Origin of the sequence: Micromonospora sp. NBC_00860, assembly GCF_045207375.1 — a bacterium.
Classification (GTDB): domain Bacteria; phylum Actinomycetota; class Actinomycetes; order Mycobacteriales; family Micromonosporaceae; genus Micromonospora; species Micromonospora vinacea.
In genome coordinates, this window is the sequence record NZ_CP108825.1 from 1,665,444 (window position 1) to 1,682,513 (window position 17,070).

A 17,070-nucleotide genomic window follows, 5' to 3' on the forward strand; every position below is an offset into this window, starting at 1 on the left:
AGATGAAGATCGTCTCTGTCGACACACTGGTCGTCGACTTCTACCGCACGAACCTCGTCATCGTGCGCGTCCACACCGACGAGGGGATCGTCGGGCTCGGCGAGGCCACCCTGGAGGGCAAGGAACGTGCCGTCCAGGGTGCCATCGCCGAGCTGGCCGAGGCGGTGGTGGGCCTGGATCCCACAAGCATCTCGAAGATCCTCTACGAGACCGCGCGGGACTGGTACTGGCGCGGCGGCCCGGTCATCATGACGGCGTTGAGCTCGCTGGAGATGGCCCTGTGGGACATCTCGGCGCGCCAGCTCGGCGTACCGGTGTCCCGGCTGCTCGGCGGTGCGACCCGGGACCGGGTCCGGGCGTACGCGAACGGTTGGTTCTCCGGCGCCGTCACGCCGGAGGACTACGCGGCCGCCGCGCGCCGGACTGTGGAAGCCGGCTTCCGGGGCCTCAAGTGGGACCCGTTCGAGAACTACGACCTCACCATCACCACCGCGCAGTTGGACCGGGTGCTCGCCCAGATCGACGCCGTGCGCGGGGCAGTGGGCCGCGAGGTGGAGCTGTTCGTCGAGGGCCACGGCCGCTTCGACGTCCGCCACGCCATCAAGGTCGCCAAGGAGATCGCCCAGTTCGACCCGGTGTGGTTCGAAGAGCCCTGCCCACCGGACAATCTCGACGCGCTCGTCGACATCCGTCGCGCGTCGCCGGTGCCGATCGCGGCGGGGGAGCGGTGGTACGGCCGGCAGGGCTTCGCGCCCGCGCTGGCCCGCCAGGCCGTCGACTTCGTCCAGCCCGACGTGACGCACGCCGGCGGGATCGCCGAGCTGGCGTTCATCTCCACGCTCGCCGCGACCAGCTACGTGGGCTTCGCGCCGCACAACCCGAGCGGTCCACTCAGCACGGCCGCGACGCTGCAACTCGGGGCGACGCTGCCCAACTTCCGGTACCTGGAGATCATGGCGACCGACGTGCCCTGGCGTCCCGAGATCACCAACGAGCGGCTGGTGCTGACCGACGAGGGCGACATCCTCATCCCGACCGGGATCGGCCTGGGCATCGAGGTGGATCTCACCGCGATCGAGCAACACCCGTTCACACCGCACCCGCTACGGATGTTCCAGGACGCCGTCTTCGACATCCGTCCCCGCGACGAGCGGTCCTTCTTCAACCTGGAGAGCGACTCATGACCGTGCCACGGCCCCGAGGGCTGGCCGCGGACGCGGACTGGGTCGGTACCGCCGCCGAGGCGTTGCCGGACGACGCCGACAGCATCCTCATCGGCCGGATCTGGGACCCGTCCGGCGACGGCCCCTCGCCGGTGACCGTCCGCGACGGCGAGGTCATCGACATCAGCCACCGGTTCCCGACCGTCCGCGACATCTGCGAGCTGCCCGATCCCGCCGCGACGGTGGCCGGGCTCGACGGGCCGAGGGTGGGCGACTTCGGGGAGATCCTGGCCAACACGGGGGCCGCGACCCGGGACCCTAACCGGCCCTGGTTGCTCGCCCCGGTCGACCTCCAGGCGCTCAAGGCCGCCGGGGTGACCTTCCCGATCTCCATGATCGAACGAGTGATCGAGGAACGGGCACGGGGAGACCTGGCGCTGGCGGCGGACATCCGACACCGCATGCTCGCCGACGTCGGTGTCGACCTGCACAGCCTGGAGGCGGGCTCGCCGGAGGCCGACCGGCTCAAGAGTCTGCTGGTCGCCGAGGGCATGTGGAGTCAGTACCTGGAGGTGGGAATCGGCCCGGACGCCGAGATCTTCACCAAGGGCCAGATCCTCTCCGCCGTCGGCACCGCCGTTCCGGTCGGCGTGCTCGCCGCATCCACCTGGAACAACCCGGAACCCGAGGTCACGCTCATCGTCCAGTCCAGCGGTCGGATCGTCGGCGCCACCCTCGGCAACGACGTGAACCTGCGTGACATCGAGGGCCGCTCGGCGCTCCTGCTTCCTCTGGCGAAGGACAACAACGCCTCCTGCGCCCTCGGCCCCCTGATCCGGCTCTTCGACGACAGGTTCGGCATGGACCGGGTACGCGAACTCGAGGTGCGCCTGGAGGTTCGCGGCGTGGACGGCTTCCACCTGGAGGCGGTCTCCGAGATGACCCAGATGTCGCGTGACCCGGAGGAACTGGTCCGGCAGTTGATCGGGCCGCACCACCACTATCCCGACGGCGCCGCCCTGATGCTCGGCACCATGTTCGCGCCCATCCAGGACCGGGACCGCCCCGGCGAGGGCTTCACCCACAAGGTCGACGACGTGGTACGGATCAGCTGCCCGGCGCTCGGCACCCTGGTCAACCGGGTGCGGCACGCGGAGGAGTGCGAGCCCTGGCACTTCGGTGTCCGCGATCTGATGGGCAATCTGGTGAGGAGAGGACTGCTGTGAACGTGGTCATGACGGTCGATCCGCGCGACGGTCAGCGTCGCGCGACGGAGCTGACCGAGACCGACGAGTCTCGACTGGAGGTGATCGCCGGTCAGACGTCCCCGGCGGCGCAGTGGCTGGCCGCCCGCGGGAGGCTCGGCCGCGCCGAGTTGCTGGACGCGATCGCCACGTCGCTGGAGTCCCGCCGGGTGGACCTGGTCGCCGCCGCCGAGGCGGAGACCGGGCTGAGCCACGCGCGACTCGACGGGGAACTCACCCGGGCGGCGCTGCAGTTCCGGATGTTCGGCGAGGTGCTGCGCGACGGGGCGTACGTCGAGGCGACCATCGACCACGCCGCCGACACACCGCTCGGACGTGGCCCGGACCTGCGGCGGATGCTCGTACCCCTCGGGCCGGTCGCCGTCTTCGGGGCGAGCAACTTCCCGTTCGCCTTCTCGGTCGCCGGCGGTGACACGGCCGCGGCCCTCGCCGCCGGGTGTCCGACGATCCTGAAGGCCCACCCGTCCCACCCGCTGACCTCGCACGCCTCCGCCGCAGCGATCGAGGCGGCCGTCCGCGACCTCGGCGGGCCCGAGGGTGTCGTCGCGACCGTGTACGGGGAGCAGGCCGGTCGGTCGCTGGTGCGCCACCCGGTGATCCGCGCGGCCGCGCTGACCGGCTCGGTGAACGCCGCCCGCGCCATCCAGGCGGCCATCGACGAACGGCCCGACCCCATTCCCCTGTACGCCGAGCTGAGCAGCGTGAACCCGATCGTCGTCCTGTCCGACGCGGCCGCCGGTCGGGGCGACCAGATCGCCGAGGGGCTGTTCGGCTCCTTCACGAACTCGGGCGGTCAGTTGTGCACCAAGCCCGGCCTGGCGTTCATCCCGTCGGACCCGGGTGGTGACGGCCTGGTCGACGCGCTGCGGGCCAGAGTCGACGCGTCCGGTGGCACGGTGCTGCTCAACGAGCGGATCCGGGACGCGTACGAGAACCGGGCCACGGAGTTCGAGCGGGCCGGCGCCCGCGTCTCGGCGCGACCGAAGATCGACCCCGGCGCGGGCTTCACAGTGGCCCCGACCCTCCTGGAGGTCGGCGTCGCCGGCCTGACCGCCGAGATCGCCGACGAGTGCTTCGGTCCGCTCCTGATCGTGGTCCGGTACGACGACGCCGCCGACCTCGACGCCGCGCTGGCCACCGTCCCGCCGTCGCTGACCGGCTCGCTTCACAGCGGACCGGGCGATGACGCCGACGTGGTACGCCGGCTCGTCGACGTGCTCGCCGCCCGCGCGGGTCGCATCGTCTTCGACGGCTACCCCACCGGTGTCCGGGTGTCGTGGGCCCAGCACCACGGTGGACCCTGGCCGTCGACCAACGCCGTGCACACGTCGGTGGGCGCCACGTCGATCCGACGGTTCCTCCGCCCGCTGGCGTGGCAGGACGCCCCGTCCTGGGTCCTCCCCGAGGAGTTGCGCGACGAGTACACGGTCATTTCCCGGCGAGTCGACGGGAGGTTGCAGCCAGCGGCCGAATAGACCGCGTCCGCCGGTCTCCTGGGTGCGTTTCCGGGCCACCTAGACTGGCGCGCGAATTCCTTGACGAATTGACCCGACAGAGAATTCGCGCGCCAGTTGTCCTGGCGCCGATGAAGCGCGCCCCACATTGTTTCGACGCGATTCTCTGCTGCGATTTCCGTCTTGACCGTCAATGCAATTCATGGTTCTGTTTTCGACAGGGAACGATGTTAGCGCTCGCACTGCTGCATCGCTCGTTACTGGTATCCCCTCCACCTCACCATCGAATGGTCGGTCGGCCGCTCGGTGCGGTCTGACCACACGCCGAAGAGGGAGCAGGAACATGCCCGTCGCACTTCCCCGTCCCCTGAGGCCGGCACCGGCACGCCGGCTGATGCTCGCGCTGCTCACCGCCATCACCATCACGGCCGGAACGGCGGCAGCCCCGGCGGCCTCGGCCGCACCGCCCGCGCCGCTGGGCCCGACCGTCACCCGCACCGACAAGCCCCCGACCGGTTACACCGTCACCTTCCGGTACCGGGCGCCCGAGGACGTCCAGCAGGTCCACGTCTACGGCGACTGGTTCTACTCCCGACCGGAGAACCTCCCCTGCCAGGACTGCGGCGACGCGCGGCCGCCCGCCGAGTGGCAGCCCGGAGATGTCGCGGCCACCCCGTGGCACATCCAGGCCATGAGCAAGGGCGCCGACGGGGTGTGGACCTTCACCACCCCGCTGCCGGCGGGCACCTTCCGTTACGCGTTCACCCACGACTGTGCCAACGAGCTCGCCACCGGCTGTGCCCTGCACGACGACCCGGCCAACCGGTGGCAGATCCAGCCGCAGTACCCGGGAGCGCCCGGCGCGGTACGCAGCACCATCTACGTCCCGGCCAGTCGGAAGTTCCCGACGTACGACACCGGTTACCAGGCGCCGGTCGCCAAGGTCGGCCGGCTGGAGTCCCGGCGGTACACCTCGCCGTTGTCCACCAACCCGGCCGGCGTCCACGACATCGTCGTCTACCTGCCGCACGGCTACGACCCCAACCGGGCCACGCCGTACCCGACCCTCTACCTGAGCCACGGCAGTGGCGACCACTCGACCGCCTGGACGATGCAGGGCGTGGCCCACCTCATCCTGGAGAACGCGATCAAGGACCGCGCGGCGCAGCCCATGGTGATCGTGTCCACCGACTTCAACGGCCTCCCCGGTGGCAACGAGGGCTACGTCGACGAGCTGCGGAACAACATCTTCCCGTTCGTCGAGCAGAACTACCACGTCTCGACCCGGCCGCAGGACCGCGCGTTCGCCGGCTTCTCCGCAGGTGGCAGCCGGGCCTACACCATCATGTACAACCACACCGACCTGTTCGGCTACCACGCGGCCTGGAGCGCGGGCGGCCCCACAGCCACCCAGACACAGGTCGACAGCATGAAGTCGGTGGCCGGCGGCATCATGATCGGTACCGGGCTCCAGGACCGCCTGGGCAACATCGCCGAGAACTCGCAGCGCAACGCCGCCGCCCTGCGGGCCGCCGGCGTCCAACTGGACGAGTACAACGTGCCGGGCGTACACACCTGGCACGTCTGGCGCCCGCTGCTGAACCACTACCTGCGCAGCCTGGCCTTCCGGGCCACCACCACCGACCTCGACGTCACCACGTCACCGGCGGGCCTGTCGCACCACACGAAGGTCACCGCCACCGCGACGGTCAGCACGGTCAGCACCAGCACGTCGGCCCCCTCCGGCACTGTCGACTTCTACGCGGGGGACACCCACCTGGGGTCGGCCCCGGTGCACCACGGCGTCGCCCGGCTGAAGAAGACCGTCCACGGTGAGCTGGGCGGGCCGGTGGTCGCCCGCTACCAGGGCGACAAGCTCTTCAACGAGTCCCAGAGCGCACCGGTCGACGCCCGGTAACAGGCTCGACCCCGTACTCCCTGTGGTGGGGAAGCCCCGGCCGCGCAGCCCTGGTGAAGCCAGGGTGTGCGCGGCCGGGGCGCGTCCGGAATCGGCGGGCCGGCGGTTCGTCAGCCGATCACGGGGTCGTGTCGGTGGCGCGGAGCCGCAGCATGGTCCAGGACGCGGGCGGGAGAGTCACCAGGACGCTGGCGTCGGCGCCGCGTGCCGTGCCGTTGGGGCGCGGCGCGGCGTGGTCCGGACCGTCGGCCGTGTTCTTGGCGTGCAGGTCGGTGCCACCGACGCTGACGCACTCGAGGATGTCGCTCACCTGGGCGCCGGCGACGTCGATGGTCACCTCGGCCGGGGTGTCGAGGACGCGGTTGACGAGGAAGATGGTCATCTCCCCGGTGGTGTCGTCCCAGGTGGAGACCGCGTCGACGGCGTCGATCTCACCGTACCGGTCGGTGGTCGTCGTGCTGCTGTCGCGCAGCACGTCGAGCACTGTGCCCTGGGCGTGCCGGGCGGTGCGGGCGAAGGGATGGAAGATGGTCTGGCGCCAGGCCGAGCCGCCCGTCTCGGTCATGATCGGTGCGATGACGTTGACCAGTTGGGCCTGGCAGGCCGCGCTCACGCGGTCGCTGTGTCGGAGCAGGCTGATGAGCAGGCCGCCGACGACGACCGCGTCGGCCACGCTGTAGTGGTCCTCCAGCAGTGGCGGTGCCACCGGCCAGTCCTCGCCGCTCGGCGGCGTGGACGGGGCGGCGGACTGGTACCAGACGTTCCACTCGTCGAACGCGATCATGATCTTCTTCGTCGACCGGCGGATCGCTCCGACCGAGTCGGCGATGGCGGTGACGGCGTCGATGTACCTGTCCATGTCCTCGGCCGAGGCGAGGAAGCTGGCCAGGTCGTCGTCGACCGGCTGGTAGTAGGCGTGCAGCGAGATCAGGTCGACGTCGTCGTACGCCTCGGTCAGCACGTCACGCTCCCAGCTGCCGAAGGTCGGCATGCCGAGGTGCGAGGAGCCGCAGGCGACGAGTTCGAGATCGGGGTCGAAGCGGCGCATGGCCTTCGCGGTCTGCGCCGCGAGCCGCCCGTACTCGGTCGCGCTCCGCTGGCCCACCTGCCACGGGCCGTCCATCTCGTTGCCCAGGCACCACAGCTTGATCCCGTACGGATCGACCGCGCCGTTGTCGCGGCGCTGGTCGGCGAGGTGGCTCCCACCGCGGTGATTGGCGTACTCGAGCAGGTCGACGGCCTCGGCGGTGCCCCGGGTGCCGAGGTTGACCGCCATGATCGGATCCACGCCGGCCTTGCCGACCCAGCGCATGAACTCGTCGAGCCCGAAAGCGTTGGTCTCCAGGCTGTGCCACGCGAGGTCGAGCCTCGCCGGTCGCTTGTCGACCGGGCCCACACCGTCCTCCCAGCGGTAGGAGGAGACGAAGTTGCCGCCCGGATAGCGCACCGTGGTGACGCCCAACTCCCGCACCAGCGCGAGGACGTCGCCCCGGAAGCCGTCGGCGTCGGCCGTTGGGTGCCCCGGTTCGTAGATTCCGTTGTAGACGCAGCGACCCAGGTGCTCCACGAACGAGCCGAAGAGCCGACGCGGCACCGGTGCGACGCGTCGGCGGGGATCCAGGGTCAGGCGGGCCGTGTTCACGACGTTCTCCGGCGCGCTGTCGGGGTGGGTGTTCAGGGCTGGCTCCCTTCGTGCAGGTCCGACGCGGAGGTCTCTGCCCGAGCGCCGGAACCGAGGGGTGGTGGAGGCGGTGTGAGCTCTGGACAACGTGATCGACTTCGATTACGTTCTCGATCTATGTAAACGTTACCGATTACGTTTACGTAAGGGAACACGGCACCTGGATCAATGTCTGGCCGGCACACCCCCGCAGGGCCTGCCGCCCCGGCTGAAAGACCAGCTTGTCGCGGTGATTGGGGTGACCGGGTGACCACTGTTGAGCCGGAGATCGAGGCGACCTACACCGACGCGACCGCGCCCGTCGACGAACGGGTGTCGGATCTGTTGGCCCGGATGACCCGCGAGGAGAAGCTCGCGCAGCTGGGCAGCACGTGGGCGTTCGCCCTCCTGGAGGGCGGTCGGTTCGCCCCGGAGCGGGCCCGCCCGATCCTTCGGCACGGCCTGGGGCACGTGACCCGCGTCGCGGGCGCGACCAGCCTGAAGGCGGCGCAGGTGGCGCGGGTCGCCAACGCTGTCCAGCGCTTCCTGGTGACCGAGACCAGGCTGGGGATCCCGGCGATCGTGCACGAGGAGGTCTGCTCGGGGGTGATGGCCCGCGAGGCGACCATCTTCCCGCAGGCGATCGGCGTCGCGAGCACCTGGGCACCGGAGCTCAACCGGCAGTTGGCGGACGCCGTTCGCGCACAGATGCGCGCCATGGGAAGCCACCAGGGGCTCTCGCCGGTGCTGGACGTGGTGCGCGACCCACGGTGGGGCCGGACGGAGGAGACCTACGGTGAGGATCCGTACCTGGTGTCCCGGATGGGAGTGGCGTTCGTCCGGGGCCTCCAGGGCGCCGACCTGACCGACGGTGTCCTCGCGACCGCCAAGCACTTCGTCGGCTACGGGGCGTCCGAGGGTGGGCTGAACTGGGCGCCGGCCCACCTGCCGCCCCGTCTGCTGCGCGAGGTCTACCTGTATCCGTTCGAGGCGGCGGTCCGCGAGGGCGGGCTGAAGTCGGTGATGGCCGGCTACCACGAGCTCGACGGCGTTCCGTGCCATGCCAACCAGGAACTTCTCGCCGACGTCCTTCGTGCGCAGTGGAGCTTCACCGGCAGCGTGGTGTCCGACTACTTCGCCGTCAACGACCTCCACTCGTACCACCACTTCGCGCAGGACAAGCAGCAGGCCGCGACGGTGGGCCTCGGCGCGGGGGTGGACGTCGAGCTTCCGGCGACGGACGCGTACGCGGACGCCCTCGTCCGCGCCCTGGACGCCGGCGAGGTCAGCGAGGCCCGGCTCGACGAGGCGGTCTCACGGGTCCTTCGGCACAAGGTCGAACTCGGGCTCTTCGAGAACCCGTACGTCGACGAGGATGCGGCCGCGACGTCGGCGAACGCCGAGCGGCACCGGGACGTGGCGCTGGAGATCGCCCGCCGCAGCCTCGTCCTGCTCAAGAACGACGGCGTCCTGCCGCTGCTCGCGGGAGCCGGAACTGTCGCTCTCATCGGCCCGAACGCCGACGACGCCCGACACATGCTCGGTGACTACTCGTTCGCGGCCCACATCGAGGCGTTGGTCGAGGCGCGCAAGCGGCGCGGCCTGCTCGGCGAGATGATGACGATCCCGGACGATCTGGAGATCGACGAGAGCACCGACGGTGTGCCGACGGTGCGGGACGAACTCGCGGCGCGGCTGGGCGACCGGCTGCGCTTCGCCCCGGGCTGCGACGTGCGACGTCGCCGTGCTGGTCCTGGGGGACCGCTCGGGTCTGACGCCCGGGGCCACCACTGGCGAGTCGCGAGACCGGTCCAGTCTGGACCTACCGGGCGTGCAGGAGGATCTCGTCCGTGCCGTCGTCGCCACCGGCACGCCCGTCGTGGCGGTGCTCGTCGCCGGCCGACCCGTGGGCAGTGACTTCCTGCACGACGAGTGCGCCGCGGTGCTGATGGCCTGGTTGCCGGGGGAGACCGGGGCGCAGGCGATCGCCGAGGTGCTGCTCGGTGAGGTGAACCCGAGCGGAAGGCTGCCGATCTCGTATCCCCGTGGCGTGGGCCAGATCCCCGTCTTCTACGGCCACAAGGTGTCTGGAGGGCGGTCGCACTGGCACGGCGACTACGTGGATTCGCCGGTCTCGCCGCGATATGTCTTCGGCCACGGCCTCGGGTACACCTCGTTCGTGATCGAGGACGCCACTGTGGGAAGCGCCGAGGTCCGCGCCGGGGACAGCGTCGGTGTCGAGGTCACCGTCGCCAACACCGGAGACCGGGCGGGGGAGCAGGTCGTGCAGCTCTACGTCCGCGACCCGCAGGCCACCATCACCCGGCCGGTGCTGGAGCTGAAGGCCTTCGCCCGTGTCGAGGCCGCGGCCGGTCAACGGGTAGCGGTGCGGTTCGCGCTCCCCACCGGTCAGCTCGGGTTCTACGACCGGAGCATGGCCTACGCGGTGGAGGCCGGGCAGATCGAGGTGTACGTCGGCTTCTCGGCTGCCGACCATACCCACGCCGGCACCTTTGTCATCAGCGCGGACCCGGACCGACCGGTGTCGAAGGTCTTTACCGGAACCGCCGAAGTTCGACAGCTGTGATCGTTCACCCGGGTCGGAGAATGGTTCTTGACGGAGCGTGCCGTCCCGTTGTCAACGGGTAGCACCAGCGCAGAAATCGTGGCCTCACTCCGGCCGCCGGGAGAGCCGCCGATTGCGTTATTCGCAACGGCATCCAAGGGTCAACCACGCCCTCGTGAGCATCCAGTTAGGACGTTCTTCCCGATGGTCGGGTAAGGACGAAGAGGTCTTGTGTTCGTAATCGTTCTCAGTTACGTTGGCAACATCCTGGAAACGTAACCGATAACGATTGCAGTCCAGAGAGAGCGGCATGATTGAAGTCAATGCGCCGGTAACCATGAGTGATGTCGCCCGAGCGGCCGGCGTTTCCACCGCCACCGTCTCGCGCGTCGTCAACGGGCATTACGGCGTCAGCGCTCGCACTGTCGCTCAGGTGCGCTCCGCCATTGAGCAGCTCGGCTACGAGTCGAGCCTGGTGGCCACGAGCCTTCGGCGCAGCCGCACCAACGTTCTGGGCCTCGTGGCGCACAGCTTCCAGTCGTACACGGCGGAGGTGCTCAAGGGCGTGATGAAGGCGTTGAGCCGCTCGGGCTTCGATCTGATCATCTACGCCAACAGCGACCTCTACGGGTCGTATTCGGAGGGTTGGGAGCAGCGGCACCTGACCCGCCTGTCGGGCACCCTCACCGACGGGTGCATCGTCGTCACGCCCTGGGGTGAGGTCCGGAGCCGGACTCCGGTCGTGGCCATCGACCCGGTGCGCGGTTCGACGGCGCCCTCGGTGACGGCGGACAACCTCGCGGGCGCCACCACCGCTGTCGAGCACCTGCTCAGCCTGGGCCATCGACGCATCGGGTTCATCGCCGGCCGCGACAGCCTGGCCTCGGCCTGGTCGCGGGAGGAGGGCTACCGGGCCGCGCTGACCAACGCCGGCGTTCCGGTCGACCCCACGCTGATCGGCCGGGGCGATTTCAACCCCGAGTCGGCGACTCCCTTGGCGCGCGTCCTGCTGCAACGACCGGACCCGCCGTCGGCGATCTTCGCGGCGAGCGACGGGATGGCCCTCAAGGTGCTGGAGGTCGCCAGGGAGCTGGGGTACTCCGTGCCGGGGGACCTGTCCGTCGTCGGGTTCGACAACATCCCCGAGTCGGCGTTGACCGAACCGGGTCTGACCACAGTGGACCAGTCGATGTACCAGCTCGGGTATGAAGCCGCCCGGATGCTGAAGTCACTGGTGACCGGCGAGTGGGACGAGCCTCGCCAGATCGTGCTTCCGACCAGCCTCGTCGTGCGCAGCTCGACGGCACCACCGACGAGCGCGGCACGACCATGACATCCACCCATGGGCGCGCAGGCCTGATCGCTCCGGACAGAGCGATCAGGTCAGGTGTGGCCGTGGCAGCGGCCTGAAGGAGGTGCACGCACTACACGGCAGATCCACAGTTGAGTTGAGCCGGCCAGTCGGGTCGCATCCGCTGCCGGCACGTGAAAGGAGTGGAGTGTGGCTACCGAACAGTATCACGGGCGTTTACGCCGTCTGGGCGTACGTCGGCGGCTCTCGGCGGCGTTCACCGCCGGGGTCATCGCCACCGCGGCGGTGCTCATCGCGCCGCAACCGGCAGCGGCGGACACGCCGTGGCTGAACGTCTCCGCGGACCGCTACGCCACGTTCGCCGTCCCGGCAGCGTACGTCCAGGAGAACCTGGGCACCGTCTCGCAGGTCGTCGTCGAGGGAAACTTCGGCCCGTCGGCCAGCTGGGCGGAGTTCGGTCTGACCCGCCGGGGTGACGTGTGGTCGGGTGTTCTCGGCGCGCTGGAGCCCGGGCTGTACAACTACCAGCTCACCGCCGACGACACCAAGACCATCAAGGACCCGACGAACAGCACCGGTGTCACGTCCAACCCGCTCCTGAGCACCTTCTTCATCGCGGGTGACTCGGCCCGGTGGCTGGTCGATGCGCCGGCCGGCACCGGCGGGAAGATCGAGACGCTGACCTATCGGACCAGGAACGCACAGCGCTCCGCCCTGGTCTGGACGCCACCGGGTTACGCGGCCAAGGGCTCCAAGGGATACCCGGCGCTCTTCCTGCAGTCGGGTGACGGTGTGGCCGCCACCGACTGGCTCGACCTCGGTCGATCCAAGCAGATCCTCGACAACCTCTCGGCCGCGGGCGCCATGAGCCCGATGGTGGTGGTGATCAACGACGCCGACGCCTCGGACGACAAGGAGCTGAAGGACCTCCGGAAGGCGGTCACCGACAACTACCGGGTCCTTCGCGATCCGGCGCACCAGGCGATCGCGGGTGTGTCCGACGGTGGCACGCAGGCGCTGCGGGCAGCGCTCACCAGGCCGGGTCAGTTCGGCCACGTCGGTTCGTTCTCGGGCACGTCGGCTCCGGAGATCGACCGCAAGGACGCTAAATCGATCAACCGCGGCGTCAAGCTGCTGCGCCTGTACACCGGTAACGTCACCGATCCCGCGTACAACCCCACCTACCGGCTGACGAAGGCGTTGACCCGAGCTGACGTCCGGTTCGAGTTCGACGGGGTCAACCCGGACGGCGGCGCGACCTGGACCACCTGGCAGGAGAACCTCGTCGACTTCGTGCCGCGGGTGTTCCGGCACGTGGCGGACCACGGGCCGAGCCCCGGTCACCAGCCGCTCAAGCGGGAGTTCACCCCGCCACCGGCCGGCACCACCCCGACGCCCTTCATCAGTGAGGACGGGTTCGTCACCTTCGAGACGACCACGGACTTCGCTGACGCCCAGCACGTCACGGTCTGGGCGAACGTCGCGCCGGGCGGCAGTTGGCTGCGACTGCCACTGACGCGCGACGGTGACCGGTGGCGGGCAACAGTGGGTCCGCTGAAGCCCTGGTTCTACTACTACCGGCTGATCGTGGACCGGGTCGCGGTCAAGGACACCTCCAACCCGACGACTGTCACCACCGAGCCGATGTGGAGCACCTTCTTCATCCCCGGGCCCGGCGCCCGACTGCTGTCGGACGTGCCCGCCGGTCGCGGCGGCAAGGTCGAGAGCATGACCTACACCAGCACGGTGGCCGGCCAGGACCGCACCGCGCTGGTGTGGACCCCACCCGGGTACGACCCGGGCCGGGCGCAGCCGTACCCCGTTCTCTACCTCCAGCACGGCGGTGGCCAGAACTACACGGACTGGGTTGAGATGGGCCGCGCCAAGCAGATCCTCGACCACCAGTACCTCGACGGCGATCTCACGCCGATGGTCGTCGTGATGGGCAACGGCAACTCGTCGAACTTCAACCGGGAACTGCGGGAGAACATCGTTCCGACGGCCCGTGCCCGCTACCACATCTCCAGCGACCCGTCCCAGCAGGCCCTCGCCGGCCTGTCGATGGGCGGCGGGCAGGCGTTCGGGGTGCTGCGGGCCTACCCGGGCGAGTTCGCCTACGTCGCGGCCTTCTCGGCCGGGTTCGGGAGTGGCACCGGCGTCGACGTGGAGGCGATCAACAACGGCACCAAGATGCTGCGCCTGTACGTCGGTGACCAGACCGACTTCGTGTACCCGAGCTTCATGACGTCGCTGACCACGTTGGACAACCTCGGTATCCGCTACGAGTTCGACGGGGTCACCCCGGGGCCGCACGGCTGGGACGTGTGGCAGAAGAACCTCATCGACCTGGCGCCGCGTCTGTTCAAGCGCTAGGAGCCTTCGCCGGCGACGCCACCGGGAGCAGGGCTTCCTGCCCCGGTGGCGCCCGCCAGCGTATGGATGCAGTGCACCGCCATCGCCGAAGGGAACCATCTCAATGAAGAGAAGACGGATACTCGCCACGGTAGCCATGCTCGCGGCGGGGACCGGCCTCGTCGCCTGCTCCTCCGATGAGGGCGGCAGCGACGCGAGCAATTGCACGAACACCATCACCAAGCAGAACGTGCCGGTCGTGACGATGTGGGGCTGGTACCCCAACACCCAGCTCGTCGTCGACAACTTCAACAAGCAGCACGACGACGTGCAGGTCTGCTGGACCAACGTCGGCCAGGGCGGCGACGAGTACGACAAGTTCCAGACCGCCATCTCGGCGGGCACCGGCGCGCCTGACGTGATCATGGTCGAGGCGGACCGGATCCCGACCTTCCAGATCCAGGGCGCGCTCGTCGACATCAAGCAGTACGGCTACGACGCGGTCAAGGCCAACTACAGCGAGGGCGCCTGGAAGGACGTGTCGGTCGGCGACGCGGTCTACGGCGTCCCGGTCGACGGTGGCCCGATGGGCATGATCTACCGCAAGGATATCTTCGACAAGTACAAGATCACCCCGCCGAAGACCTGGGCCGAGTACGAGCAGGCCGCGCAGAAGGTGAAGGACGCTGGCGGCCCGCTCTTCGGCGACTTCGGCGCGAACGTCCCGGCGGTCCTGATGGCGCTCCAGATCCAGAAGGGTGCCACGCCCTTCACCTCCGATCCGGCGCAGCCGAACGCTATCGGTGTGAAGCTCAACGACCAGGCGTCCAAGGACGTGCTGGACTACTGGGGTGGCCTCGCCAAGAAGGGCCTGGTCGGCACGCAGAACCAGTTCACCCCGGAGTACATCTCCGGCGTGATCAACGGCAACTACGCGACGTACATCTCGGCGGCGTGGGCACCCGGCTACCTCACCGGCGCGGGCGTCGGCAAGGGCCAGGACACCGGCAAGTTCGCTGTGGCGCCGCTGCCGCAGTGGGATCCGGCCAACCCGGTGCAGGTGAACTGGGGCGGGTCGGCGTTCTCGGTGACCAAGCAGGCGAAGAAGCCGGAGCTGGCCGCGAAGGTTGCCTACGGGCTCTACGCCGACAAGGAGTCGCTCACCGACGGCTGGACCAACCAGATCATCTTCCCGCTGAACCTCACGGCGCTCAAGGATCCCGCGTTCGTCGACCTGAAGGTGGCGTTCTTCGGCGGCCAGCAGGCGAACAAGGAGGTCTACGTCCCCGCCGCCGACGCCTACCAGGGCGTCCAGTACGCCCCCTTCGGCCAGTACTACCTCGACGCCATGGAAAAGCAGGTCAGCGAGGTCATCAAGGGGTCCATCACCGGATCGCAGGCTGCCGACCGGCTCCAGGAGGACGTGGCGAAGTACGCCAAGGAACAAGGCTTCACCGTTCAGTGACCGGCTGGGTGGGCCGCGCCCGCAATGCGCCGGCCGGCCCACCCGCCACCTCTCAGCGTCCACGTCCCGGAGACCAAGATGACATCCCTGACCGAGAAGCGCGCAGCGCGTACACAGCCTGAAACGCGCAAGATCCGTGGCAAGGTACACCTTCGCGAACACCTGATGGGATGGCTCTTCGTCGGGCCGTTCGGGGTCGTGTTCCTGGCGTTCCTCATCGCGCCGCTGGCGTACGCGCTGTATCTCAGCCTCTTCCAGAAGAAGCTGATCGGCGGCACCAGCTTCGTCCTCTTCGACAACTACGTGAAGGCGTTCACCGACCCGAGCTTCCTGTCCGGGGCGTGGTTCGTCATCCGCTTCTCGCTGGTCTCGATCCCGGTGCAGATCATCATCGCGCTCGCGATGGCCCTCATCCTGGACTCGGTGACCACCCTGTTCGCCCGCTTCTCCCGCCTCATGATCTTCCTGCCGTACGCGATCCCGACCGTCATCGGTGCTGTGATGTGGGGGTTCCTCTACAGCCGGGGGTTCGGCCCGCTCACCGACATCTTCGGGCTGTTCGGCGCCAGCGCACCCGACTTCCTGGGCAGCGACCTGATCTTCTACGGCCTGCTCAACGTCGTCACCTGGCAGTGGGCCGGCTACTACATGATCATCCTGTACGCGGCGTTGCAGGGCGTCGACCCGACCCTCTACGAGGCGGCCCGGATGGACGGCGCCGGGCGGTGGCAGATCGCGACGCGGATCAAGATCCCGCTGATCGCGCCCGCCCTGATCCTGATCCTGGTCTTCTCGCTCATCGGCACCCTGCAGTTCTTCAACGAACCGCAGATCCTGCGGTACCTCGCCGCGGGCACGATCGGCTCGGACTTCACCCCGAACATGTACGCGTACCAACAGGCGTTCTCGCTCGCCAACTTCAACTACGGGTCCGCGATCTCCTTCGCCCTCGGCGGGATCGTGTTCATCTGCGTGTACGCCTTCCTGTTCTTCACCCGCAAGCGGAGGAGCTTCCTCTGATGACCGACCACACCAGCGTCCGCGCCGGCGCCCGCCGACCGCAGCGCTATCTCCCCCTTCAGATCCTCCTCGGCTTCCTGGTGATCTACTTCCTCGTACCGTTCTGGTGGGTCATCGTCAACAGCTCCAAGGACGCGCCCGGCCTGTTCGGTGGCGGCAACACCCTCTGGTTCACCGACCAGGTCGACTACCTCGGAAACCTCCGGCAGCTCTTCACCTACGACGGCGGCATCTACCTGCGGTGGATCCTCAACTCCACGCTGTACGCCATCGCCGGCGGAGTCGGCGCCACGATCCTGGCGGTCATGGCCGGCTACGGGTTCGCCAAGTACCGGTTCGCCGCCCGACGCTTCAGCTTCGCCGTCGTGCTCGGCGCGCTGATGGTGCCCGCCACCGCCCTGGTCATCCCGACCTTCATCATGTTCTCCCGGCTCGGCCTGACGAACACGGTGTGGGCGGTGATCCTCCCGTCGCTGCTCAACCCGTTCGGCGTCTACCTGATGCACGTGTACGCACGCGACGCGGTGCCCGACGAACTCCTCGACGCGGCGCGGGTCGACGGCGCGGGGGAGATCCGGACGTTCATCCAGATCGCCCTTCCGCTGATGCGTCCCGCGGTGGTCACCGTGCTGCTCCTGTCGGCGGTGGCGTCCTGGAACAACTACTTCCTGCCCCTGGCCATGCTCTCCGACAACCGGCTCTTCCCGGTCACCGTCGGCCTCGGCCTCTGGCAGGGAATCGCGTCCGCGAACAACGCGGGAACCACCTCGCTGTGGAGCCTCATCATCCTGGGCTCCCTGGTGTCCGTGATCCCACTGATCATCGCGTTCTTCAGCCTGCAACGACACTGGCGCGGCGGCCTGTCCGTCGGAGGCCTCCGGTAGGTCGCGCCGCT

Annotated in this window: 11 protein-coding genes and 1 pseudogene; 11 read left to right on the forward strand and 1 reads right to left on the reverse strand. The window is 68.9% G+C overall.

The genetic code is table 11. The features are described from left to right. Positions 1 to 2: 2 nt before the first annotated feature. From OH804_RS07580 to OH804_RS07595, 4 genes are all read left to right on the forward strand, one after another. Complete coding sequence (locus OH804_RS07580) at positions 3 to 1,184, forward strand: mandelate racemase/muconate lactonizing enzyme family protein (RefSeq protein WP_406063818.1); 1,182 nt, start codon at positions 3 to 5, stop codon at positions 1,182 to 1,184. Next, positions 1,181 to 2,389 (forward strand): fumarylacetoacetate hydrolase family protein, encoded by a 1,209-nt coding sequence (locus tag OH804_RS07585; protein WP_406063820.1) that lies wholly within the window; start codon positions 1,181 to 1,183, stop codon positions 2,387 to 2,389. Before OH804_RS07580 ends, OH804_RS07585 begins: the two co-directional genes overlap by 4 nt. Continuing rightward, positions 2,386 to 3,903 (forward strand): aldehyde dehydrogenase family protein, encoded by a 1,518-nt coding sequence (locus OH804_RS07590; protein WP_406063822.1) that lies wholly within the window; start codon positions 2,386 to 2,388, stop codon positions 3,901 to 3,903. Before OH804_RS07585 ends, OH804_RS07590 begins: the two co-directional genes overlap by 4 nt. Positions 3,904 to 4,225: 322 nt before the next feature. Next, entirely contained in the window at positions 4,226 to 5,800 is a 1,575-nt protein-coding gene (locus OH804_RS07595) for an alpha/beta hydrolase-fold protein (RefSeq protein ID WP_406063824.1), read from the forward strand. A gap of 118 nt (positions 5,801 to 5,918) precedes the next feature. Here OH804_RS07595 and OH804_RS07600 read toward each other — a convergent pair whose 3' ends face one another. Beyond that, entirely contained in the window at positions 5,919 to 7,442 is a 1,524-nt protein-coding gene (locus OH804_RS07600) for an alpha-N-arabinofuranosidase (protein ID WP_406063826.1), read from the reverse strand. A gap of 372 nt (positions 7,443 to 7,814) precedes the next feature. On the opposite strand from OH804_RS07600, the pseudogene OH804_RS07605 reads away from it, so the two are divergent. The 7 genes and pseudogenes from OH804_RS07605 to OH804_RS07635 all read left to right on the forward strand — a co-directional run. Beyond that, positions 7,815 to 8,777: pseudogene (locus OH804_RS07605) on the forward strand (glycoside hydrolase family 3 protein); the annotation flags it as partial. A gap of 427 nt (positions 8,778 to 9,204) precedes the next feature. Further along, positions 9,205 to 10,047, forward strand: coding sequence for a glycoside hydrolase family 3 C-terminal domain-containing protein (locus OH804_RS07610; protein WP_406063828.1), 843 nt, complete (start codon positions 9,205 to 9,207; stop codon positions 10,045 to 10,047). Positions 10,048 to 10,363: 316 nt separating this feature from the next. After that, the gene (locus tag OH804_RS07615) at positions 10,364 to 11,359 is read left to right on the forward strand and encodes a LacI family DNA-binding transcriptional regulator (RefSeq protein WP_406066472.1); all 996 of its coding nucleotides are present in this window, start codon (positions 10,364 to 10,366) and stop codon (positions 11,357 to 11,359) included. A gap of 168 nt (positions 11,360 to 11,527) precedes the next feature. Beyond that, positions 11,528 to 13,711 carry an alpha/beta hydrolase-fold protein gene (locus OH804_RS07620; RefSeq protein WP_406063830.1) on the forward strand — a complete coding sequence of 728 codons (2,184 nt, stop codon included), beginning with the start codon at positions 11,528 to 11,530 and terminating at the stop codon, positions 13,709 to 13,711. Positions 13,712 to 13,814: 103 nt separating this feature from the next. Beyond that, positions 13,815 to 15,155: an ABC transporter substrate-binding protein gene (locus tag OH804_RS07625; RefSeq protein ID WP_406063832.1), complete on the forward strand. Its 1,341-nt coding sequence runs from the start codon at positions 13,815 to 13,817 to the stop codon at positions 15,153 to 15,155. A 78-nt stretch (positions 15,156 to 15,233) separates the two neighbouring features. Further along, on the forward strand, positions 15,234 to 16,175 hold the full coding sequence (locus OH804_RS07630; protein ID WP_406063834.1) for a carbohydrate ABC transporter permease: 942 nt from the start codon (positions 15,234 to 15,236) through the stop codon (positions 16,173 to 16,175). Next, positions 16,175 to 17,059 (forward strand): carbohydrate ABC transporter permease, encoded by an 885-nt coding sequence (locus OH804_RS07635; RefSeq protein ID WP_406063836.1) that lies wholly within the window; start codon positions 16,175 to 16,177, stop codon positions 17,057 to 17,059. Before OH804_RS07630 ends, OH804_RS07635 begins: the two co-directional genes overlap by 1 nt. Positions 17,060 to 17,070: the final 11 nt, after the last annotated feature.